The following is a 20,887-nucleotide window of genomic DNA, read 5'->3' as shown; positions in this document are numbered from 1 at the left end:
CAAACCTGCCCGCCGATACCTGCCGCGCATGACCGCAGCTCCTGACGCTCCCGCCCCGCCTGCCGGCCGATTGTCCGGCCTTCCCCGTGTGCTGCGTCTGATCGGCGGCACGGCGCTCTCGCTGGCTATCACCCTTTTGGGCCTGTTGCTGGTAACCTTCATCATCGGGCGCGTGGTGCCCATTGACCCGGTGCTGGCCATTGTCGGCGAACGTGCCACCACGGCGCAATACGAGGCGACGCGGCTGGCGCTTGGCCTCGACGAGCCGATGTGGAAGCAGTTCGCAATTTATGTCGGCAATGCGGTGCAGGGCGATCTGGGCCAGTCGCTGCGCACCAAGCGCGAAGTGTCAGAGGATATCATCCGCTATTTCCCGGCGACGCTGGAACTGGCCACCATCGCCACCCTGTTTGGTGTGCTGGTGGGCGTGCCTGCCGGCGTACTGGCCGCCACTCGGCCCGGCACATGGGTGGACCAGATCGTGCGGATCGTTGGGTTGATGGGCTATTCCATGCCGGTGTTCTGGCTGGGACTTCTGGCCTTGCTGGTGTTTTATGGCATTCTGGGCTGGGTTGGAGGGCCGGGGCGGCTGGATGCCGGGTTCTCGATGATGTTCGAACTGGATGTAGAGCAGCGAACCGGCATGATCCTGATCGACACCGCGCTTGCCGGTGAATGGGCCATGTTCCGCAATGCGATCAGCCATATCATCCTGCCATCTGCGGTGTTGGGCTACACGTCGATGGCCTATATCAGCCGCATGACCCGCAGTTTCATGATGAATGAGCTGGGACAGGAATACATCACCACGGCGCGGGTCAAGGGGATGCCCGAATGGCGCGTGGTCTGGGTCCATGCGCTCAAAAACGTGATGGTGCCGCTGATCACAGTGATTGCGCTGTCTTATGCCTATCTGCTGGAAGGGTCCGTGTTGACCGAGACGATCTTTGCCTGGCCGGGCTTGGGCAGCTATATCACCGACGCGCTGTTTGCCGCCGACATGCCTGCCGTTCTGGGCGGTACGGTCGTGGTGGGCGTGGTCTTTGTCACGCTGAACATGGCGTCTGACCTTTTGTATCGCCTTGTCGATCCGAGGGCACGCTGATGGCCACATGGACCGAATGGCTGCGCGACCCAAGCCCCGCCTCGCGCACCCAGGCGCGGTTGGGTCAAAGCTACCTTGCCTGGCTGCGGATGCGGCGCAATCCGCTGGCGATGGTGGGGTTGTTCATCATCCTTGTCTTGCTGTTCATTGCGGCCTTTGCACCCATGGTCGCCACCCATGACCCGCTGGCGCAAAACCTGTCGCAACGGCTGCTGCCCCCCGGAACGCCGGGGCATTGGCTGGGCACTGATGATTTCGGACGCGATATCTGGAGCCGGATCGCCTATGGCAGCCGCATCACGCTGTACATCGTGACGCTGGTCGCGGTGACGGCCCCTCTGATCGGGCTGCTGATTGGCACGGTTGCGGGCTATTTCGGCGGCTGGGTCGATCAGGTGCTGATGCGGATCACCGATATTTTCCTCGCCTTCCCGCGGCTGATCCTTGCGCTGGCGCTGGTGGCGGTGCTGGGGCCGGGGATTGAAAACGCGGTGCTGGCCATCGCGCTGACGGCATGGCCACCCTATGCACGGGTGGCGCGGGCCGAAACGCTGACGGTGCGGACCTCGGATTACATCGCCGCCGTGCGCCTGCAAGGGGCCGGGGCAGGGCGGATCATCTGGGGCCATGTGATGCCGATGTGCCTGCCCTCGGTGATCATCCGCGTCACGCTGGACATGGCAGGCGTGATCCTGATTGCCGCCGGTCTGGGCTTTCTTGGCCTTGGCGTGCAGCCGCCGACCCCGGAATGGGGCCTGATGATCTCTTCGGGGCGCAAGTTTCTGTTTGAACAGTGGTGGGTTGCCACGATGCCGGGGCTTGCCATCTTTATCGTCTCGCTGGGTTTCAACCTGCTGGGTGACGGGTTGCGCGATGTGCTCGATCCAAGGAGTTCGGGCAAATGACATTGCTTTCTGTAAAAGACCTGCGCGTGACCTTTGACACCGAGGCGGGCCGGGTCGAGGCCGTGCGTGGCGTCTCTTTCAGCCTTGGCCGCGAACGGCTGGGCATCGTGGGCGAAAGCGGATCGGGCAAGACCATGACGGGCCGGTCCGTGCTGCGGCTGATCCGCCCGCCGGGGCGGATCGAGGCGACCGAGATGGTGTTTGACGGCACAGATCTTTTGCGGGCGTCGGAACGCGAGATGCGGGCCCTGCGCGGCCAGCGGATTGCCATGGTGATGCAAGACCCGAAATATTCGCTCAACCCTGTGATGAAGGTCGGCGCGCAGTTGACCGAAGGTCTGCGTCAGCGCGACGGCATGTCGGCGCGCGCTGCGCGCCTCAAAGCCATTGAGGCCTTGGAGGCGGTGCAGATCCGCGGGCCCGAGCGCGTGATGGAGGCCTATCCACACGAATTGTCGGGCGGCATGGGCCAGCGGGTGATGATTGCGATGATGCTGATCCCTAACCCGGACCTTTTGATCGCGGATGAACCAACCTCGGCGCTGGATGTGACGGTGCAGGCGGAAGTGCTGTCGATCCTGGATGGGCTGGTGCGCGACCGGGGCATGGGGCTGATCTTCATCAGCCATGATCTGCGGCTGGTGGGGCGGTTCTGCGACCGCGTTCTGGTGATGTACAAGGGCCGCGTGGTCGAAGAGCTGGAGGCAAAGAACCTGATGCAGGCAGAACACCCCTATACACGGGGTCTGCTGAACTGCCTGCCCCGGATCGGCGGGTCTCGCGCGCCCCTGCCGGGGCTGGACCGCGCTGCGGAATGGGCGGAGTAGGGCGATGGCACTGATCGAGGTTGAAAACCTGTCGGTTCAATACGGGACCAAAGGCCAGCTGGTGCGCGCAGTCGAAGGCGTGAGCCTGCGGGTCGATGCCCGGGAAAGCTATGGTCTGGTCGGCGAGAGCGGCTCGGGCAAATCGACCATCCTGCGCGCGATCTGCGGGCTTGCCCCCGTGACGGCGGGCCAGATCCGCATCGGTGGGCAGCCGGTGCCCACCCCACGCGGCCGTGCCTTCAGCCGCAGGGTGCAGATGGTGTTCCAGGACCCTTATGCCAGCCTGCATCCGCGCCATACGCTGGACCGCACCCTGTCGGAGCCCCTCGCCATTCATGGCATCGGCGGCAGTGACGCGCGGGTGGTCAAGGCGCTGGAGGATGTGGGCCTGCCCGCCAACTTCCGCTTCCGCTATCCGCATCAGCTTTCTGGCGGGCAGCGCCAGCGGGTGGCCATCGCGCGCGCCCTGATGCTGGAGCCGGAAATCCTGCTGCTGGATGAACCGACCTCGGCGCTGGATGCCTCCGTTCAGGCCGAAACGCTGAACCTGCTGAACCGGCTGCGCGAGGAACGCGGATTGACCTTTTTGATGGTTAGCCATGACCTTGCGGTGATTGACCATATGTGTGACCGCGTGCTGGTCATGCAGCATGGCCGCGCGGTCGAGGAGTTGACCCGCGACCAGCTTGCCGGTGCAAAGATGACCACGGATTATGCCCGCACGCTGTTCGATGCCAGTGCCGATCGGATGCTTGAGGCCTGAACGCTGTCGGAACGGAGAAGATGGATTTCCGGGGTTTGGACGAACACAGCGATGCACTATTGCAAAGTCGCCCCGCTCCGGAGCGGCGCGATGAGATTGGCCAGAAAGCCGGGATGGATGCGGCCGGAAAATCGGTCGAACCACTGGACTTGCCTTGCATGCGACTGGGTTGGATCACTGGCGCGCGGTTGGACCTCCATCCGCATCTCTATCTGGCGCGCCAAGGCCCGCGCCAACAGCCTTTGGCACTGGCAGGCAAAAGCCCCTTGGCCTTGGAGCGGCAAGTGGCCTAAACGGGCACTGAGAGCGGCACAAATCCGCGACAGGTCCATGCCGACCGCACCATCTGAAGTAACATCAAAGCTGTGAGATCCCGGATGACAATGGCCCATGATCCCGAAACTGATGGCGCAAAAATGTCGTTCGCGCAGGATATGTCTTACGGCGACTATCTGTCGATGGACGGCCTGCTGAGCGCGCAGAAGCCGCTGTCTCAGGCCCATGACGAAATGCTGTTCATCGTGCAGCATCAGACGTCAGAGCTGTGGATGCGGCTGATCCTGCACGAGTTGGGCGCGGCACGGGAGCTGATGCTGGCGGGGCGGTCCGGCGAGGTGTTCAAGATGCTGAGCCGCGTCGCCCGGATCTTCGAGCAGTTGAACAACGCCTGGGATGTCCTGCGCACAATGACTCCCAGCGATTATTCCACCTTTCGCGACAGCCTTGGAGCCTCCTCCGGTTTCCAGTCACATCAATACCGGCTGATCGAATTCATGCTGGGCAACCGCAATACGGCGATGATGAAGGTGCACGAACACCGGCCCGAACTGCATGCCAAGCTGACGGCAGAACTAGGCCGGCCGTCCTTGTACCACGTCGCGCTGCGGGCGCTTGAGGCAGAGCTGGACCTGCGCTTCGATCCGGCGGTGTACCGGATGGACGCGCCCCATGCGCCGGATGCTGCGGTGATCGACGCGTGGTCGCAGATCTACCGCAATCCGCAAGGTCACTGGGTGATGTATGAACTGGCGGAAAAACTGGTGGATCTTGAGGATTATTTTCGCCGCTGGCGCTTCAACCACGTGACCACTGTTGAGCGCGTCATTGGCTTCAAGCGCGGCACGGGGGGCACCAGCGGGGTGAAATACCTGCGCCGGATGCTGGAGGTGGAACTGTTCCCCGAGCTTTGGCATCTCAGAGGTGCGCTTTAAGCTCTTTTGGTCAATCCCCCCACGATTTCAGCCATAGCGCAGCCAGCGGCCTCGTGCCTGCAAGGCGGCTATGATGGCCATGGTAACAGGATGCGGCCCGGTGCCAAATCTGGTTTCCGAGGTGATGCTCTGCCCCTCCATGTCGAAGCGGGCGCGGATGACGTGTGGGCCGCCGCTTTCGGTCGAATGCAAGGCGATGCTGGTCGCGTCAATGCCCGGGCCGCCCAGGGCAGCGGCGGTTGCCGTGTTCAGATGGTCGGGAAAGTGCAAGGCCGCCGTGGCAAGGGGGCCTTCGAACAGCAGGCCGGGGGCGGGGCCAAGGTCAGGGGCGGATTGTTCGATGTGCAGCCGCGCGCCGGTGCCGGGCGGGCACAGATTTGGGCCAGTGATCCAGCCGGTGAACAGCCGTAACTCCGTTCCATGGTCCGTGGCCACCGCCCGGAGCCGGTCATGCAGCCGGTGGTCGATCAGCGCAGAGGCGCCGACGGTCCACAGATCGCCCTGCGCCAGCAACGCCTCGCCAAAGTCGCGCAGGGCGCAAGGCCCGGCGGTGTCTATCGTCAGGGGGGCGGGTGGCGCGTGACCATCCCGCCCCACCTGTGTCACCACATAGCCCGCACGCGCCGCAAGCCAGTCGGCCACCCCCGCGCCGATCTTGCCACGGCCGATCAGGTTGACAGCCGTCAGGTCTTCGGGGGGCAGGCGGCCCGCGCGCCCCTGCGGCAGCGGACCCCCTTTGGTCACTGCATCGACGTGATGAAGGCGCCGACTTCTTCCAGCGTGAAGTAACGCTTTTCATCAATCCCGGCTTCGCCAAAACCCCATGACACAGCCGGGGCCGACACATCGCCGAACTGGTCGAATGCGACAGCCCCCGTTCCACCCTGCCAGGACACCGACTTGCCTTCGGACAGCAGCGCCATCGCCTGTTTGATGCCCGCGACATCCGCCGTCACCGGGGTGCCCGTCGGGTCGGTGACCATCGGCACCTTGGCGGCAATCTCTGCGCCCGTCGCATCGCGCCCCGCCGCGTGATAGGCCAGGAGCGAAATCGCCGTCGCGTCAAAACTGTTGGGCAGGCCAGGGCCAGTGGGGGCGGTACCGAACTTTGCCTCATAGGCGGCGACAAAGCCGGTGGCGCTGTCGGTGCGCGGCGAGGAGGTATCGGTGCCGATGAACTCGGCCAGATATTGCATGCCCACCGCATCGCGGAACTCGTCGGACTTGAGCGAATTGGCCCCGATCATCTTGGTGGTGCCGCCCAAGGACAGCCATTCGCGCACGACCGAGATGCCTTCCTTGGGGTAAAGCGCAAGGTATACCGCCTCGGGCGCGGTGCCGATGGCTTCGGTCACTTCGGCGCGGTAGCTGGGTTGGGCGTCGGTGATGGCGATGGATGTGGCCACCTCGATCCCGGCACTGGCAAAGGCGTCAGCGGCCAGTTTGCCAAGGTCCTGACCCCAGTCGTCATTCTTGTAAAGGATGGTGACCTTCTTGTAGCCAGCTTCCTTTGCGACCATTGCGGCGACAGAGGCCTGCACCTGACTGGTGGCAAAGGTGCGGAACCACAGCCCCTTCAGGGCTCCTTCGGCGGCAAGGTCGGTCAGTCGGGTGGAGGAGGAACAGCACGAAATCTGCATGACCCCGGCAGGCACGGTGACAGAGGTCAGGATCGGGATGGTCACGCCCGAGCCGACCGCTCCGATCAGAAGCTGCACCTTGTCCAGATCGACCAGCGCCTTGGCAGCATCGACGCCGACCTTGGCGTCGTTCTGGTCGTCGCGCAGGATGGACTCCACCTTGCAGCCGTCGACGCCGCCTGCCTCATTCACCATGTCGGCGACCCAGAGCGCGGTTTCGGCAATCGGCTTGCCCCAGTCGATCGAGGTTGGCAGCACGATGCCGACCTTGACCGAACAGTCCTGTGCGGCAGCCGCATTGGCCATGACGGCCAGTGCCGCAGCGGCCGAAAAACTCATGATCTTGCGTGTCATTCAGAAAGCTCCCTTGCTGGTTGTTCCGACCTTGCTGGCCGTTTTGGTAAAGCGCTGGGTGATGCGTTCGGGCAGCAGTCCCTGCGGGCGCCACAAGAGCATCACAACAATCACGGTCCCGATCAGGATGTACTGAATCGGGCCGGTGTAAAGCTGCATCGCGGCGGGGGCGAATTTCGACAGGGCGAAGCCGCTGCCGGTCCAGGCCCCCCAGATCAGGAAGGCCCCCAGCACCGCGCCCCGGTTGTTGCCGGCCCCCCCCACGATCAGCATGGCCCAGACCTGGAAGGTCAGGATGGGTGCCAGATCCTGCGGGCTGACAAAGGCGTAGAACGCAACATAAAGCCCGCCCGCCACGCCCATGATCATCGAGCCGATGACAAAGGACTGCAGGCGCAGGCGGGTGGGGTTCTTGCCAAGGCTGCGGGCGGCCACCTCATCTTCACGGATGGCACGCAGGGCGCGGCCATAGGGCGATTGCACAAGGCGTTGCAACGCCCAGTAGACCGCCGCCAGCACGGCCATCACCATGGCCAGAAAGCACAACCCGTATACAAAGGTGTTGCCAATGGCCGCCTCCAGCGGGCGGGGGAAACCGCGCAACCCCTTGGCCCCGCCCGTCAGCCATTCGGCGTTGCGCGCGATGCTTTCGAAGGCCACGGCCACGCCGAAGGTGGCGATGGCAAGGTAATCGTGGCGCAGGCGCAAGGTGAGGATGCCAACGATCCAGGCGATTGCCCCCGCCAGCAGCACGCCGCCCGCGAGGGCAAACAGGAAGGGCCATTCAAACCCGCCGAACTGCCCCGGCTCGGGCCGCCCGCCCAGGATCATGGTGCCGTATGCGCCAGCACCAAAAAAGGCGACGACGCCGCCGTTGAACAGGCCCGTGTAGCCCCATTGCAGGTTGAGCCCCAGCACGACAATGGCAAGGATGCCCGCCATGGTGGCAAAGAAGGCGAGGTAAGAGATCAGGCCGATCATGACTCGTCCCTTCCAAACAACCCATTCGGGCGGACCAGCAGCACGGCAAGGATGATGACGAAAGGCATCGCGGGCGCATAGCCCGAGGGCAGCACCATCAGAGCCAGCCCCGAGGCGATGCCGACGATGAAGCCGCCCAGCACCGCGCCATGCACCGACCCGATGCCGCCCACGATGGTGGCCGCAAACACCGGCAGCAGAAAGTTGTGCCCCAGCACCGGCGTGATCTGGTTGGTCAGGGCATAGAACACCCCCGCCGCCGCCGACAAGCCGCCGCCGATCATCCAGACGGCGGTGATCATCGTGCTCAGCCGCACGCCCGACACCTGCGCAAGGGCAGGGTTTTCGGCGACTGCGCGCAGGGCAAAGCCGAATGTGGTGCGCGTCAGGATCAGATGAAACCCGGTCATCAGGGCCAGTGCCGCCCCCAGCACGAACACCTGATCGGGCTTGATCAGCAGCAGGGGATCGCGTGAGACCACGATGGCAAAGGCGATATCGTTGGAATAGAGCTGCGCGCTGTGACCGAAGATCAGAACCAGCACATTGCGCACGATCAGCGCGACGCCGAAGGAGGCAAACACCATCGACAGCGCGTCGGCCTTGGCCCGGATGCGCCTGAACACCAGCCAGTCTATGGCAACCGCTGATGCCCCGGTGATGACCATGGCGATGATCGTGGCCAGGGCCAGCGCCCCACTCAGCGTCAGGGGCGCGAAGGCGGTGTCGAGCACGGGGACCAGCCCCGAAAACAGCACATCGAACACAAGTGCCGCATAGGCCCCGATGGCCAGCAGTTCGGCATAGGCAAAATTGGCAAAGCGCAGCATGTGCATGACCAGCGTCAGGCCGATGGCGCCAAGGCTGATGATGGCACCGGTCAGGATGCCGTCAACGAGGCTCTGGATCATGCGGCCCCCACGCGTTTGCCGCCCAGATAGATTTCGGCCACCATCGGGTCCGACAGGATGGCGGCGGCGGGGCCGTCCAGCTGGTTGCGGCCTTCGGCCAGGATATAGCAGTGGTCGGCCACCCGCAGCGCCTGTTTGACATTCTGTTCCACCAGCAGAACGGTCACCCCCTGCGCCGTCAGGCTGCGGGTCAGGTCCAGCACTTCGGCGGCGATCTTGGGCGACAGCCCGGCGGAAGGTTCGTCCATCAGCATCACGCGCGGCCGACCCGACAGGGCCATGGCGACAGCCAGCATCTGCCGTTGCCCGCCCGACAATGACCCTGCGCGGTCGGCCTGTTTGGCGGCCAGTGGCGGGAACAGGGCGTAAAGCTCGTCCAGCCGGGTGGTGCGGTCTGGCACGCGGCGCAACACGAGGGCGAGGTTTTCGCGGATGGTCAGGTGGCGAAAGATGTTATCTGTCTGCGGCACATAGGCCAGGCCCAGGGCACCCATCTGGTCGGGGCGGATGCCGGTGATGTCGGCGCCGTCCAGTGTGACCGTGCCCGCCGATACCGGCACCAGACCGGCAATGGCCTTGATCAGCGTGGATTTCCCAGCCCCATTCGGCCCGATGATCACCGTCAGGCTGGCGCGCATCACCGACAGGTTCACCTGCCGCAGGATCGGCAGGTCGCGCACATAGCCTGCTTCCAGCGCGGCGATGGTCAAAAGCGCGGTCATGCCGGGGCCCCCAGATAGGCGTCAAGCAGCAGCGGATTGACCCGCGCCTCATCGGCGCTGCCCTCAAACACCACGCGGCCCTCGGCCAAGGCGATCACCGGGTCACAGTGGCGCATCACGAAATCCATATCATGTTCGATCACCACAAAGGTGGTGCCGCGCCGGTTCAGCTCTTCGATCCGTTCAATCAGCGTGCGGGTCAACGACGGGTTCACCCCTGCGGCGGGCTCATCGAGCAGGATCACGCTTGGGTCGCCCATCAGCGCGCGGGCCAGTTCCAGCAGTTTCATCTGCCCACCCGAGATCTTGCCCGCCGGCTGATCGGCCAGCTTGTCCAGCGTCATGAATGCAAGAATGTCGCGCGCCTTGTCACGCAGCCGGGCTTCCTCGGCCGCCACCTTGCCGCGTCCGAACAGCGCGCCGAACACGGTCTCGCCCAGCTGCGCAGGTGGGGCCAGCATCACGTTGTCCAGCACCGACATCCGGCGGAACGGGCGAGGGATCTGGAAGGTGCGGGCCAACCCGCGCGCGAACAATGCCTCGGAGGGCAGGCCGGTGATGTCGGTCCCGTTCAGCGACACAGTGCCCGATGTGGGTTTGAGCGTGCCCGCCACCATGTTGAACAGCGTGGTCTTGCCCGCGCCGTTCGGCCCGATCAACCCGGTGATGCTGCCGCGCCGGATGGTCAGCGACACGCCGTCCACTGCGCGGAACGGGCCGAAATCCCGGGTCAGCGCGGAAAGGGACAGCACCGGGTCGGTCATGCGCCGTGGACTTTGTCGTTGGGATTGGTGTTGAGGTTGTATTTCATGATCCGGCCGTGCCGCCCGCTGCGATCACCCTCCAGCCCGTACACCGGGCCATGCGGCCCCCCGGCCTGTGCAAGAACCGCGTCGATCGCCGCGCGGTCGGCATCGTCGAGTGTCAGGCGGAACGCTTCCAGCGTCTGGGGCAGATGCCGCGCATAGCGTGCGCCGACGATGGCGGCGGCGACCTGCGGCTGATCCAGCACCCAGCGGGTGGCGACAGAGGACAGCGACACGCCATACCGGGCACCAATGGCGCTGAGTGTGGCAAGCAGGGTCTGGAACAGATCCCAAGATCCAAATTCGTCGATGATCAGGCGGTATTTGATCAGGCTGCGGTTGTCGAACTGAAATCCGGGGTCGGGTCTGCCCAGCCAGCCATCGGTCAGGAATCCGCCCGCCAGCGTGCCATAACACAGGATCTGCACATCCCGCTGCGCGCCCCATGCGGCCATTGTCGCCGCCGGACGACGGTCAAGCACCGAATACTGCACCTGCGCCGAGGCGATGTCGAAGCCTGCGTCGATGAACGGGTCCATCCCCGGCGTATCCCAGTTGGTTACGCCCAGTGTGGCAATCTTGCCCTTGCGCTGGCAGTCCTTCAGCACCTCGAGCGCCTCGACCGCGTTGCCGATGGACAGATCCCACCAATAGAACTGCACCATCGGAATCCGGTCGATCTGCAGCCGCTTCAGCGAACGGTCGACGATGGCCTCCACCTCGTCAGGGCGGATGTCGGCCAGACGGGTCAGGTCAGGCACCAGCTTGGTATGGACAACGATGCGGTCGGCCACCTCGGCCCCGCGGCGGTTGCGGACATTGGCGATGAAGGCACCGATCATTTCTTCCACGCCCTTGTAGATATCGGCGCAGTCGAAGGTGGTGATCCCGGCGTCAAGGAAGGCTTCCATATCGGCAATCGCCTCGGCGGGCCGCACCTCGCCATGGTCGCCCGCCAGTTGCCAGCCGCCCTTGATGATGCGCGAAATCCGGTGGCCGGGGCGAAGGTCGATGGTCTCAACAGTCATTCGGAGTCTTTCCAATAGGGTGTGGCGCGCTGGTCGGGCAGACCGGTGGTCGCGGCATGGGAATACCAGCGGCGGCCTTCCCGCACGATCCGGAACCGCCCTCCGCAATGCGGATCTGCGCAGGCAATTTCGGCGTCTGTGCTCATCCAGTCATCCGGGTCGGTGTCGCGTTGGCGGGCGGGCAGGTGGGGCAACACGCCGATGAGGGCATACATCGACACCTGCTGGCCTGCGTCGAACACAAGGTTTTCGCCGATCACGCGAAACGACTCGCCTTCGATATGGCGACAGACCGGGACGCGCCCGTCCAGCACGGTGTCGACCCGCAGATCATAAAGCCAGAACCCGCGTTCGCCGTCTCGTTCCATCGATGCGCCTTTCCGGGCTTGACCGAGTCACTTGTGATCTGTGATATTTTATCAAAGATACCCAATGAGTCTGTCAAGAGTCACCATGAACACTCAGGCCATTGCCCGTCTCGACCTGACCAAGTTGCGCGAGAATGCCTATTTCGCGCTCCGCGATGCTTTTACCCGCGGCGCCTTCGCCCCCGGCGATACGCTCAGTCTGCGCATGTTGGCCGAACAACTGGGCGTGTCGATGACCCCTGTGCGTGAGGCGGTGCGGCGGCTGGTGGCCGAAGGCGCGTTGGTCGATACGCCGTCGCGCACGCTGATGGTGCCGCATTTTGATGCCCGTCGCGCAGCGGACCTGATGGCGGCGCGACTGGCGCTGGAACGTCTGGTGCTGGATCAGGCGATGGACCGGATCGATGCTGCAGGCATCGACATGCTGGATGCCATCCTGACCCGCGCCAAGGACGGGCCGGACAATCTGCCTGATCTGGTGGCCAACCACGATTTCCACTTCACGCTCTACGGATATTCCGGCTCTGACGTGCTGCTGCCACTGATACAGGCGCTGTGGCTGCAATATGGGGCCTATCTCAACCTGATCATCAATCGTCCGCAGGCCGGGCAGATTGCCGAACATGCGCATCACCATGAGATCGTGGCGGCCCTGCGCGCGCGCGACCGCTCTGCCGCACAGGCAGCGCTGCAGGCTGACATCACCCGATCCTTCCGTTTCCTTATCCCCGAAAGCTGACCCATGACCGCCAGACCAGACCGCCTGCGCCTGACCGATAGTTTGGAGATTTCGCGCGCCCTGACCGGGTTGTGGCAGGTGGCTGATATCGAAAAGGATGGTGCCACCATCGACCCCGAGACGGGGGCGGGCTGGCTGGCCGATTATGCGGCGGCGGGGTTCGATACCTTTGACATGGCCGATCACTACGGCAGCGCCGAGATCATCACTGGGCGGCTGCTCGCGCGCGGCGGTGACCCACGCCCCGTGGCGCTGACCAAATGGTGCCCCGCGCCGGGGCCGATGACGGCTGAAGTGGTGCGCGCCGGGGTGACGGACCGCTTGCGGCGGCTGGGGGTGGACCGGGTGGACCTGTTGCAGTTCCATTGGTGGACGTTCGAGCATCCGGCCTGGCTGGACGCGCTGCACGAACTGGCGCGCCTGCGCGACGAGGGGCTGATCGGCGAGTTGGGCGTCACCAATTTTGATGCCGCGCATTTCAATCTGGCGCTGTCGGACGGCGTACCGCTTCTGACCAACCAGGTCAGTTTTTCACTGATGGACCGTCGCGCGGCGGGGGATCTGGCGGCGGTTTGCGCGCGACACGGCGCGTGGATCCTTGGCTATGGCACGCTGAACGGCGGGTTCCTGTCGGACCGTTGGCTGGGCCAGCCCGAGCCTGCGCAGATCGCCGACTGGTCCAAGATGAAGTATCACCGCTTCATCCAGGCCGCAGGCGGGTGGGACGCGTTCCAGACCGTGCTGCAGGCAGCGGCGCGCGTGGCGCGCAAACATGGCGTCTCGATCTCCAACATCGCGACCCGCTGGGTGCTGGAGCAGAGCCGCGTTGCGGGCGTGATCATTGGCGCGCGTCTGGGCGAGGCGATGCATGCAAGCGACAACCTCAACCTCTTTGCCTTCGCGCTGGACGCGGAGGACCGTGCCACGCTGGAGGCGGCGTTTGCTGCCACCACCCCGATTCCGGGCGATTGTGGCGATGAATACCGCAGGCCGCCCTTCCTGACCGCTTCTGGCGACCTGTCGCATCACCTGTCGGAGGTGCCGAAGGCTTTTGTGCCGCAGCCGGTGCCGGGCGGGGCGCAGGTGCTGACCGGGTCAAAATGGGAAGACATCGCCGGCTATTGCCGCGCACAGCGGATCGGGGATCGGATTCTGGTATCGGGCACTACGGCTGTGGCGGGCGTGTCGCGCGCAGTGGCACCACAGGATGCCGGGGCGCAGGCGACCTATATCCTTGACCGGATCGTGGCGGCGGTCACCTCGCTCGGCGGGCAGGCCGAAGACATCGTGCGGACGCGGATCTACATCACCGACGAGTCCGATGTGATGGCGGTATCTGCCGCGCATGGGCGGGTGTTCGGTTCGGTTAAGCCCGCCAACACCTTGGTGCGGGTCGCCGGGCTGATCGGGGATCACCGTGTAGAAATCGAGGCCGAAGCACTGTTGCGCGACGGGTAGGCCACCTTGACCCTGGACGGCCTGCCAATTTTCACTCCATGGCCACCAAAGACTGCTGGCAACACCGGCAGGCGCGTTTGCGCGCGTCATGCGGACTGCCGCCGCGCCATAGAATCGTTGAAATCCTGTTCTTCCCTCCTGCAATCGGCAGCACGGTCGAACTGATCCGGAACCCAGAGGACGGCCCGCCTCTGGCCGATGACGGTTCGACTGCGGGGCATGACGGATAAGATGAGGAACGCGATGAAGAACGGCGATGTGTCTTTCTGGTACGCCGATATGGGCGGCCTGCCCGCATACCGGGCGGCACTGCCCGGCGATATCGATGTCGATGTCTGCATTGTGGGGGCAGGCTATACCGGGCTCTGGACGGCCTATTACCTGAAAGCGGCCAATCCCGATCTGTCGATTGCCATCATCGAGAAGGAGTTTGCCGGCTTTGGGGCCTCGGGGCGCAATGGCGGCTGGTGCTCTGGCGGGTTTTCGTGGAACCGCTCGAAATACCTGTCCACCGGCACCCGTGAAGGCGTGATCGATTTTGAACGGCAGCTGCGCGCAACGGTGGATGAAGTGATCCGCGTTTGTGAGGCGGAAGGGATTGACGCGAACATCCGGCGCACCGATTGCCTGACCTTTGCCTGCACCCCCGCCCAGATGGAGCGGCTGCGTGCCGAACAGGCCGATGACATGGCCTGGGGCGTGCCTCAGGCGCGCAGCCATCTGATTGGTGCGGCCGAGGCCGCCGCCCGCATCCGCATCAAGGATGTGCAGGGCGCATTGGTGACAGGCGGTGTCGCCCGGGTGCAGCCGGCCAAGCTGGTGCGCGGTTTGGCCGAGGCCGTCTCCCGCAAGGGGGTTGCGATCTATGAACAGACCACGGTGACTGGCATCCGCAAGGGCCATGTCACCACCAATCGCGGCACGGTGGCGGCGCACCGGATCGTGCGGGCGACCGAGGGGTTTACCCATGGCATTCCCGGCAATGCGCGGGAGTGGATTCCGCTGAACAGTGCCATCGTGGTGACAGAACCCGTGCCCGACGAGATGTGGGAGGACCTGGGCTGGACCGGCTATGAAGTGTTCGGCGATGCGTCGCATGCCTATTGCTATGCGCAGCGCACTCAGGACAACCGCATCGCCATGGGAGGCCGGGGCGTGCCGTACCGGTTCGGGTCCCGGACCGATGTGAATGGCGAAACCCAGGCCGAAACGGTGGAAAAACTGAAAGACATTCTGTACCGGATGCTGCCGCAGACCCGAAGCCTGAAACTGGACCACGCATGGTGTGGCGTTCTGGGTGTGCCGCGCGACTGGTGCACCACGGCGGGGCTGGATCCGCAGACCGGCATCGGCTGGGCTGGGGGCTATGTCGGGCTTGGGGTGTCCACGTCCAATCTGTCGGGGCAGACCTTGGCCGATCTGGTGCTGGACAAGCAGACCGAGCGGACCACGCTGCCATGGGTCAACCGCAAGCCCCGCAAATGGGAGGTGGAGCCGTTCCGCTGGCTTGGCGTGCATGGCATGTACTGGCTGTACAACCTGGCCGACCGGCGCGAAGCAGCCAAGGGCGGGTTGCGCACCTCGCGGCTCGCCAGACTGGCGAACCGCATCGTTGGCCGCTGAACGACCTGCTCAACCCAACCTGACCGAACACAGCAGGATTGATCCTTCCGGTGGGCGTGCTGTTCTGTGACAGCGGCGAGAATGGGCTGGCCCACGCACCGCTGGACGCGTCAAGCGCCTTATTGCGCCGGAAACGCCCGGCTCAGTCCCGGTGCTCCGGCCAGACCAAAGCGCCAGGGTCGGTCGGTTGCGCGGCTTAGTCCGATGCGGGGCCCGGTCAGGAGATCGGGCGGGGCACCCCTGCGCGCGACCAGCACCAGCGCATCGCCGTCAAAGGCCCTGCCATCATCGCTCATCTGCACGTCCAGCGCCTGACACAGCCGGCCCGGCCCGGCGCACAAGGGCCCAAGGGGGCGGCGTTGCCGCATCAGGCCAAGACCGGTGTCAGGCATGAGGGCGCGGATCAGAACCGCCTCACCGGGGCGGCCCACCACATTCAGGCATAGATGAATGCCATAGGACCGGTAGACATAGGCATGGCCGGGCGGGCCGAACATGCTGCGGTTGCGTGGCGTCGGTCCCCGATGGCTGTGTGACGCTGGGTCGTCGCGCGCATAGGCCTCGGTCTCGATGATCACCCCACCGGCACCGCGCACCGTCAGATGCGCGCCGACAAGCGCCCGTGCAAGAGCGCAGACGTCAAGCGCGGGGTCGAAAGGATAGCTTTGGGCCATAAGCGGATGTCCAGTGGTGCAGCCGGGGTTGCGTCTGATCCCGCCCGGTAGCGGGCAGCGTAGAGTGGACCACAGCTTTGCAGGGCGTGCAAATCATGGCGTCGGCCGGTCGTATCGTCAGGGCCGGTCAACCGCCATGCCCGCACGGCGGGTGCGGGCGCATTTGCGCAAAGCATACTGCGACGCGGGCTTGCCTTGCGCGCGGCGGGCGCGATGATGGGGCAGGCGCAACCCAGAGGAAGGCCCCATGACACCCGAGTCGATTCTGGCTGATCTGGTGGCGATCCCGGATCTGCCCGGCCAGCCCAATACCCGCATGGCAGAATGTGTCCGCAGCCATCTGGCGCGGCATGGGCTGGAATGCAGCGTGATCACCGGGCCAGAGGGGGACAGGGTCAATCTGTTCGCCAGCATCGGCCCGCGCGATGTGCCCGGTTATATTCTGTCTGGCCATATGGATGTGGTGCCGGTTGACGGCCAGATCTGGACCTCTGACCCGTTCCGGCTGCGCGCCGAAGGCGACCGGCTGTTTGGCCGGGGGGCAAGCGACATGAAGGGCTTTCTCGCCTGCATGATCGCCATGGTGCCTGCGTTTCAGGCGATGGACCTGCGACAGCCCATTCATCTTGCGTTTTCCTATGATGAGGAGATCGGATGCCGCGGGGTGCGCCATCTGATTGACCGGTTGCCCGGCCTTTGCGCCCCGCCGCTGGCCTGTATCGTTGGGGAGCCGACGGATCTGCGCCCGGTGCTGTCGCACAAGGGAAAGCAGGCCACGGAACTGGTGATCGAGGGGCGCGCCGCGCATTCCGCCCAGCCTGATCTGGGGATCAACGCGCTGTATCCGGCGGCCGAGATGCTGGTGTTCATCCGTGATCTGGCGGCGCGGCTGGCATCGGAGGGGCCTTTTGATGCGCGTTTTGTCCCGCCCGGGCCGACCATTGTCGCGGGGGTGGTGCAGGGCGGGTCAGCGGTCAACATCATTCCCGACTGTTGCCGGGTCCGCATGGAGGTGCGCTCTGTTCCCGGACAGCCGCCAGAGGCGATCACCGCGATGGTGCTTGACCGGCTGGCCGATCTGGTGGCTGACGGTACGGCGCTGCGCGTATCGCACAGTGAGCTGAGCAGCTACCCCGCGCTGCCGCCGCCAGAAGATCCGGCACTGGCCGAGCTGCTGGAGCGCCTGACCGGTCAACCGGCACTGCCTTCGGTCAGCTATGGCACCGAGGCCGGGCTGTTCCATGCTGCAGGGATTGCGTCCATCATCTGCGGCCCGGGGGCGATCCTGCGGGCGCACCGGCCTGACGAATACATCACCGGCGCAGAGCTGGCGGCCTGCTGCCAGATGCTGGAAAGGCTGGCCGCAGAGCTGTCCTAGGCTGTGGGAGAACTGGAGCGGCCCCTTGCCTTGCGCCGCGAATTGCAGGACTCTGGTTGACAGAGCCACAAACCGCTGCCCCCAAGCAAGAAAGCCACGTATGACCCACGCCCGGACATCCCTGCTGGCCTGTGCGGTCAGCCTGTGTCTTGCCGCTCCGGCGCAGGCGGAGGAGGTGGTGGTCTTTGCCGCCGCCTCGCTGCGCACCGCGCTGGATGCCGTGGCGGCCGAGTTTCAGGCGGCGACAGGGCATGGCGTGACCATCAGCTACGCCGGATCGAACGCGTTGGCCCGACAGATCATAGAAGGTGCGCCTGCCGATATCTTTCTATCCGCCGCGGTGGAATGGATGGATGTGGTGGAAGAGGCCGGGCTGGTCAGGCCGCAGACCCGGCGCGATCTGTTTGGCAACGCGCTGGTGCTGGTGGGCGGGCCGGGGGCAGCCCCGGTCGAGCTATCGCCCGGCCTTGATCTGGCGGGGCTGCTGGGCGAAGGCAGGCTGGCCATGGGACTGGCCGAGTCTGTGCCGGCGGGGCAATATGGCAAGGCGGCGCTGCAAAGCCTTGGCTTGTGGGACGCCGTGGCACCATCGGTGGCACAGGCCGACAATGTGCGGGCAGCCCTTGCCTTTGTGGCAGCTGGCGAGGCCCCCTATGGCATTGTCTATGCCACAGATGCGGTCGCCACCCCCGGGGTCACCGTGGTGGGGACGTTCCCGGCAGACAGCCATCCGCCGATCCTGTTCCCCGGTGCGCTGCTGACCGGGGCGGCAGATGCGGCGGATGCGGCATTTTTTGCGGCGCTGACATCTGAGGCGGGGGCTGCGATTTTCGCGGCGCAAGGCTTCAGGGTCCTGAACTGAAGGCGCGCGCATGGCAGACTGGCTTTCCCCTGACGAATGGCGCGCGGTTGCCCTGTCGCTGAAAGTGTCGTTCTGGGCGGTGCTGGTCAGCCTGCCGCTGGGCATCCTGACCGCGCATGCGCTCGCGCGCTGGGAGTTTCCGGGCAAGCAGGTGCTGAACGGGCTGGTGCATCTGCCGCTGATCCTGCCGCCGGTGGTGACGGGGTATCTGCTGCTTGTCACCTTCGGGCGGCGCGGCGCTGTGGGGCAGTTTCTGGAGGAGTGGTTCGGCATCATCTTTGCCTTCCGCTGGACCGGGGCGGCGCTGGCGGCGGCGGTGATGGCCTTTCCGCTGATGGTGCGCGCCATCAGGCTGGCGATCGAGGCGGTGGACCCCAGGCTGGAACAGGCGGCGGCCACGCTGGGGGCGTCGCGCCCATGGGTGTTCCTGACCGTCACGCTGCCCTTGATCCTGCCCGGCATCATCGCAGGGGTGATCCTGGCCTTTGCCAAGGCGATCGGGGAATTCGGCGCGACGATCACCTTTGTCTCGAACATCCCCGGCCAGACCCAGACGCTGCCCACGGCGATCTACACGGCCTTGCAGGTGCCCGGCGGCGATGCACAGGCGGCGCGGCTGGTTTGGGTGGCCATTGGCATCGCGATGGTGGCGCTGCTGGTGTCGGAATGGGTCAGCCGTGCGGTGGCCCGCCGGATTGCGGGGGGATGATGCTGCGGCTGGCGTTGACCCATCGGATCGGGGCGTTCACGCTCGATGTGGCGTTCGACGCCCCCCCCGGCGTGACCGTGCTGTTTGGCCGGTCGGGCTCCGGCAAGACCACGATTGTCAATGCAGTGGCAGGTCTGGTGCGGCCTGAGCAGGGCCTTGTGTCGGTGGATGGCTGGCGCTTGCTGGACACGGCGGCGGCGGTGGACCTGCCGCCGCATCGCCGGCGTCTGGGCTATATCTTTCAGGAAGGGCGGCTGTTCCCGCATCTGACAGTGCGGCAGAACCTGTCCTATGGCGCGTGGTTCGCGCCCAAGGGGGCTGCGCGCGAGGACATGGGCCGCGTAGTCGAAATGCTTGGCATCGGCCCTTTGCTGCACCGGCGGCCGGCCGGCCTTTCGGGGGGCGAGCGGCAGCGGGTTGCGATTGGCCGCGCCCTGCTGGCCGCGCCAAAGCTGATCCTTGCGGACGAGCCGCTGTCGGCACTGGATGAAGCGCGCAAGGCCGAAATCCTGCCGTATTTCGAGCGGTTGCGCGACGAAGTTCAAGTGCCGATCCTCTATGTCAGCCATTCCCCCGCCGAAGTGGCACGGGTGGCCACAACAGTGGTTGCGCTTGATGCGGGGCGGGTGACCGGCATTGGCCCGGCCTTCGACGTGCTGGGGAACCCGGCGCTTTGGCCCGTCGGTGTGCGCGGGGCTGGTGCGGTGATCGCGGCGCGGCTGGTCTGTCAGCACCCGGACGGGTTGAGCGAGTTGGAGGCAGGGGGCATCCCGCTGTTCCTGCCGCGCATCCGTGCCGAACCGGGCCATCTGGTGCGGTTGCGGATCGCGGCGCATGACGTGATCTTGTCCTGTGCCCGCCCCGTCGGGCTGTCGGCGCTGAACATCCTGCCCGGCACCATCGAGGCGATGCATCAGGGCGATGGCCCGGGCGTCATGGTCCGGCTGGTCACACCCGCCGGCGCTGTACTGGCCCGGATCACCCGTCGCTCGGCGCAGGTGATGGGGCTTGCGCCGGGCAAGACCGCCTATGCCATCCTCAAATCCGTGGCCCCGGCACCGGAAGATGTGATGCCCGGAACGGAGACCACCGGCTAGCCCGCATCCTTTTCCCAAGCCTGTCGGCGCGGCCTTTCCTGCGGGCCGGGCGGTGCCAAGCCGCTTGACCTTGCCCTTTTTCGTGCAAATCCGGTACTTTCCTATGCGTTTGGATAGGAGAACAGCGGCACATGATCCGGTATCCCGGTTCTGTGCAAGGGGAGACGCGCGATGAAGGTTCTGACGCTGGTCAGCGGGATGGGATGGGTCCGGGCAAGTGTTCTGTCATGTGCAATAGGCGCTGCGGCATCGCTTGGGGCCATGGCGCAGACCCCGCCCCAAGCCTTGCCACCACCAAGCGGCGATATCATCCTGACAGTGCGCGGCGATATTGCGGCGACCAATGGCAATGCCGAAGCCGCGCTCGACCGGGCGATGATCGAGGCAATGGGCGTGGTGACGGTCCACACCGGCACGATCTGGACCGATGGCACCAGCGAGTTTCAGGGCGTGGAACTGTTCCGCCTTCTGTCGCAGCTTGGCGCGGATGGCAGCACCTTGCGTCTGGTCGCGCTGAACGATTATGCCGTCGACATCCCGGCAACCGAGGCTGTCGAAGGCGGGCCGGTGCTGGCCTTTCGCATGGATGGCAAAGACCTGTCGCCCCGCGACAAGGGGCCATTGTGGATGATCTATCCCTATGATGTGAACACGGCCTACAAGAACGAGGTCAGCTATTCCCGCTCGGTCTGGCAACTGAGCAGCATCGAGGTTCTGGACTGACGG

The 20,887-nt window shown here is 65.1% G+C and carries 22 protein-coding genes; 13 read left to right on the top strand and 9 right to left on the bottom strand.

Annotated features, from left to right (window positions below; all coding sequences use genetic code 11):
- Positions 1 to 28: 28 nt before the first annotated feature.
- From CXR43_RS11165 to CXR43_RS11140, 5 genes are all read left to right on the top strand, one after another.
- A complete protein-coding gene (locus CXR43_RS11165; protein ID WP_103333986.1) occupies positions 29 to 1,105 on the top strand; it encodes an ABC transporter permease in 1,077 nt (358 codons plus the stop codon).
- Entirely contained in the window at positions 1,105 to 2,010 is a 906-nt protein-coding gene (gene nikC, locus CXR43_RS11160; protein WP_103333985.1) for a nickel transporter permease, read from the top strand. Before CXR43_RS11165 ends, nikC begins: the two co-directional genes overlap by 1 nt.
- The gene (locus CXR43_RS11155) at positions 2,007 to 2,837 is read left to right on the top strand and encodes an ABC transporter ATP-binding protein (RefSeq protein WP_103333984.1); all 831 of its coding nucleotides are present in this window, start codon (positions 2,007 to 2,009) and stop codon (positions 2,835 to 2,837) included. The genes nikC and CXR43_RS11155 overlap by 4 nt, the downstream gene beginning before the upstream one ends.
- 4 nt (positions 2,838 to 2,841) lie before the next feature.
- Positions 2,842 to 3,600 carry an ABC transporter ATP-binding protein gene (locus tag CXR43_RS11150; protein ID WP_103333983.1) on the top strand — a complete coding sequence of 253 codons (759 nt, stop codon included), beginning with the start codon at positions 2,842 to 2,844 and terminating at the stop codon, positions 3,598 to 3,600.
- Positions 3,601 to 3,977: 377 nt separating this feature from the next.
- Positions 3,978 to 4,811 (top strand): tryptophan 2,3-dioxygenase, encoded by an 834-nt coding sequence (locus CXR43_RS11140; protein WP_103333981.1) that lies wholly within the window; start codon positions 3,978 to 3,980, stop codon positions 4,809 to 4,811.
- Positions 4,812 to 4,838: 27 nt separating this feature from the next.
- Here the strand turns inward: CXR43_RS11140 and CXR43_RS11135 are convergent, their stop codons facing one another.
- From CXR43_RS11135 to CXR43_RS11100, 8 genes are read right to left on the bottom strand one after another with little or no spacing between them, the layout of a single operon-like run.
- Positions 4,839 to 5,555: an aspartate dehydrogenase domain-containing protein gene (locus CXR43_RS11135; RefSeq protein ID WP_103333980.1), complete on the bottom strand. Its 717-nt coding sequence runs from the start codon at positions 5,553 to 5,555 to the stop codon at positions 4,839 to 4,841.
- Positions 5,552 to 6,805, bottom strand: coding sequence for an ABC transporter substrate-binding protein (locus CXR43_RS11130; protein WP_103333979.1), 1,254 nt, complete (start codon positions 6,803 to 6,805; stop codon positions 5,552 to 5,554). Before CXR43_RS11130 ends, CXR43_RS11135 begins: the two co-directional genes overlap by 4 nt.
- The gene (locus CXR43_RS11125) at positions 6,806 to 7,786 is read right to left on the bottom strand and encodes a branched-chain amino acid ABC transporter permease (protein ID WP_210402080.1); all 981 of its coding nucleotides are present in this window, start codon (positions 7,784 to 7,786) and stop codon (positions 6,806 to 6,808) included. It lies immediately after the preceding gene.
- Entirely contained in the window at positions 7,783 to 8,697 is a 915-nt protein-coding gene (locus CXR43_RS11120) for a branched-chain amino acid ABC transporter permease (RefSeq protein WP_103333978.1), read from the bottom strand. Before CXR43_RS11120 ends, CXR43_RS11125 begins: the two co-directional genes overlap by 4 nt.
- The gene (locus CXR43_RS11115; RefSeq protein WP_103333977.1) at positions 8,694 to 9,419 is read right to left on the bottom strand and encodes an ABC transporter ATP-binding protein; all 726 of its coding nucleotides are present in this window, start codon (positions 9,417 to 9,419) and stop codon (positions 8,694 to 8,696) included. The genes CXR43_RS11120 and CXR43_RS11115 overlap by 4 nt, the downstream gene beginning before the upstream one ends.
- Positions 9,416 to 10,183 (bottom strand): ABC transporter ATP-binding protein, encoded by a 768-nt coding sequence (locus CXR43_RS11110; protein ID WP_103333976.1) that lies wholly within the window; start codon positions 10,181 to 10,183, stop codon positions 9,416 to 9,418. Before CXR43_RS11110 ends, CXR43_RS11115 begins: the two co-directional genes overlap by 4 nt.
- Positions 10,180 to 11,253, bottom strand: a complete 1,074-nt coding sequence (locus CXR43_RS11105; RefSeq protein ID WP_103333975.1) for an aldo/keto reductase — start codon at positions 11,251 to 11,253, stop codon at positions 10,180 to 10,182. Before CXR43_RS11105 ends, CXR43_RS11110 begins: the two co-directional genes overlap by 4 nt.
- Complete coding sequence (locus CXR43_RS11100) at positions 11,250 to 11,621, bottom strand: TIGR04076 family protein (protein WP_103333974.1); 372 nt, start codon at positions 11,619 to 11,621, stop codon at positions 11,250 to 11,252. The genes CXR43_RS11105 and CXR43_RS11100 overlap by 4 nt, the downstream gene beginning before the upstream one ends.
- Before the next feature lie 64 nt (positions 11,622 to 11,685).
- On the opposite strand from CXR43_RS11100, the gene CXR43_RS11095 reads away from it, so the two are divergent.
- The 3 genes from CXR43_RS11095 (at position 11,686) to CXR43_RS11085 (ending at position 15,441) form a co-directional block, all read left to right on the top strand.
- Positions 11,686 to 12,360, top strand: a complete 675-nt coding sequence (locus CXR43_RS11095) for a GntR family transcriptional regulator (RefSeq protein ID WP_246831352.1) — start codon at positions 11,686 to 11,688, stop codon at positions 12,358 to 12,360.
- A gap of 3 nt (positions 12,361 to 12,363) precedes the next feature.
- A complete protein-coding gene (locus CXR43_RS11090; protein WP_103333972.1) occupies positions 12,364 to 13,818 on the top strand; it encodes an aldo/keto reductase in 1,455 nt (484 codons plus the stop codon).
- Between the two features lie 231 nt (positions 13,819 to 14,049).
- The gene (locus tag CXR43_RS11085; protein ID WP_246831351.1) at positions 14,050 to 15,441 is read left to right on the top strand and encodes an NAD(P)/FAD-dependent oxidoreductase; all 1,392 of its coding nucleotides are present in this window, start codon (positions 14,050 to 14,052) and stop codon (positions 15,439 to 15,441) included.
- Between the two features lie 119 nt (positions 15,442 to 15,560).
- Here the strand turns inward: CXR43_RS11085 and CXR43_RS11080 are convergent, their stop codons facing one another.
- Positions 15,561 to 16,115 carry a DNA-3-methyladenine glycosylase gene (locus CXR43_RS11080; RefSeq protein WP_103333970.1) on the bottom strand — a complete coding sequence of 185 codons (555 nt, stop codon included), beginning with the start codon at positions 16,113 to 16,115 and terminating at the stop codon, positions 15,561 to 15,563.
- A 247-nt stretch (positions 16,116 to 16,362) separates the two neighbouring features.
- On the opposite strand from CXR43_RS11080, the gene argE reads away from it, so the two are divergent.
- The 5 genes from argE (at position 16,363) to CXR43_RS11055 (ending at position 20,884) form a co-directional block, all read left to right on the top strand.
- The gene (gene argE, locus CXR43_RS11075) at positions 16,363 to 17,493 is read left to right on the top strand and encodes an acetylornithine deacetylase (protein ID WP_103333969.1); all 1,131 of its coding nucleotides are present in this window, start codon (positions 16,363 to 16,365) and stop codon (positions 17,491 to 17,493) included.
- 100 nt (positions 17,494 to 17,593) lie between these two features.
- On the top strand, positions 17,594 to 18,355 hold the full coding sequence (gene modA, locus CXR43_RS11070) for a molybdate ABC transporter substrate-binding protein (RefSeq protein WP_103333968.1): 762 nt from the start codon (positions 17,594 to 17,596) through the stop codon (positions 18,353 to 18,355).
- A 10-nt stretch (positions 18,356 to 18,365) separates the two neighbouring features.
- Positions 18,366 to 19,064 (top strand): molybdate ABC transporter permease subunit, encoded by a 699-nt coding sequence (gene modB, locus CXR43_RS11065; RefSeq protein WP_103333967.1) that lies wholly within the window; start codon positions 18,366 to 18,368, stop codon positions 19,062 to 19,064.
- Positions 19,064 to 20,161: a molybdenum ABC transporter ATP-binding protein gene (modC, locus tag CXR43_RS11060; protein WP_103333966.1), complete on the top strand. Its 1,098-nt coding sequence runs from the start codon at positions 19,064 to 19,066 to the stop codon at positions 20,159 to 20,161. The genes modB and modC overlap by 1 nt, the downstream gene beginning before the upstream one ends.
- A gap of 171 nt (positions 20,162 to 20,332) precedes the next feature.
- Complete coding sequence (locus CXR43_RS11055) at positions 20,333 to 20,884, top strand: putative pterin-binding protein (protein WP_246831350.1); 552 nt, start codon at positions 20,333 to 20,335, stop codon at positions 20,882 to 20,884.
- The last annotated feature ends 3 nt before the right edge of the window (positions 20,885 to 20,887 follow it).

Source organism: Pseudotabrizicola formosa, assembly GCF_002900965.1.
In the GTDB taxonomy this organism is placed as follows: Bacteria; Pseudomonadota; Alphaproteobacteria; order Rhodobacterales; family Rhodobacteraceae; genus Pseudotabrizicola; species Pseudotabrizicola formosa.
This window is presented reverse-complemented; position numbering and strand designations above follow the sequence as displayed.

Coding starts and splice junctions, on each gene's coding strand:
- CXR43_RS11165 (WP_103333986.1), top strand. CDS start 29: ATGACCGCAGCTCCTGACGCTCCCGCCCCGCCTGCCGGCCGATTGTCC.
- nikC (WP_103333985.1), top strand. CDS start 1,105: ATGGCCACATGGACCGAATGGCTGCGCGACCCAAGCCCCGCCTCGCGC.
- CXR43_RS11155 (WP_103333984.1), top strand. CDS start 2,007: ATGACATTGCTTTCTGTAAAAGACCTGCGCGTGACCTTTGACACCGAG.
- CXR43_RS11150 (WP_103333983.1), top strand. CDS start 2,842: ATGGCACTGATCGAGGTTGAAAACCTGTCGGTTCAATACGGGACCAAA.
- CXR43_RS11140 (WP_103333981.1), top strand. CDS start 3,978: ATGACAATGGCCCATGATCCCGAAACTGATGGCGCAAAAATGTCGTTC.
- CXR43_RS11130 (WP_103333979.1), bottom strand. CDS start 6,805: ATGACACGCAAGATCATGAGTTTTTCGGCCGCTGCGGCACTGGCCGTC.
- CXR43_RS11125 (WP_210402080.1), bottom strand. CDS start 7,786: ATGATCGGCCTGATCTCTTACCTCGCCTTCTTTGCCACCATGGCGGGC.
- CXR43_RS11120 (WP_103333978.1), bottom strand. CDS start 8,697: ATGATCCAGAGCCTCGTTGACGGCATCCTGACCGGTGCCATCATCAGC.
- CXR43_RS11115 (WP_103333977.1), bottom strand. CDS start 9,419: ATGACCGCGCTTTTGACCATCGCCGCGCTGGAAGCAGGCTATGTGCGC.
- CXR43_RS11110 (WP_103333976.1), bottom strand. CDS start 10,183: ATGACCGACCCGGTGCTGTCCCTTTCCGCGCTGACCCGGGATTTCGGC.
- CXR43_RS11105 (WP_103333975.1), bottom strand. CDS start 11,253: ATGACTGTTGAGACCATCGACCTTCGCCCCGGCCACCGGATTTCGCGC.
- CXR43_RS11100 (WP_103333974.1), bottom strand. CDS start 11,621: ATGGAACGAGACGGCGAACGCGGGTTCTGGCTTTATGATCTGCGGGTC.
- CXR43_RS11095 (WP_246831352.1), top strand. CDS start 11,686: ATGAGTCTGTCAAGAGTCACCATGAACACTCAGGCCATTGCCCGTCTC.
- CXR43_RS11090 (WP_103333972.1), top strand. CDS start 12,364: ATGACCGCCAGACCAGACCGCCTGCGCCTGACCGATAGTTTGGAGATT.
- CXR43_RS11085 (WP_246831351.1), top strand. CDS start 14,050: ATGAGGAACGCGATGAAGAACGGCGATGTGTCTTTCTGGTACGCCGAT.
- CXR43_RS11080 (WP_103333970.1), bottom strand. CDS start 16,115: ATGGCCCAAAGCTATCCTTTCGACCCCGCGCTTGACGTCTGCGCTCTT.
- argE (WP_103333969.1), top strand. CDS start 16,363: ATGACACCCGAGTCGATTCTGGCTGATCTGGTGGCGATCCCGGATCTG.
- modA (WP_103333968.1), top strand. CDS start 17,594: ATGACCCACGCCCGGACATCCCTGCTGGCCTGTGCGGTCAGCCTGTGT.
- modB (WP_103333967.1), top strand. CDS start 18,366: ATGGCAGACTGGCTTTCCCCTGACGAATGGCGCGCGGTTGCCCTGTCG.
- modC (WP_103333966.1), top strand. CDS start 19,064: ATGCTGCGGCTGGCGTTGACCCATCGGATCGGGGCGTTCACGCTCGAT.
- CXR43_RS11055 (WP_246831350.1), top strand. CDS start 20,333: ATGAAGGTTCTGACGCTGGTCAGCGGGATGGGATGGGTCCGGGCAAGT.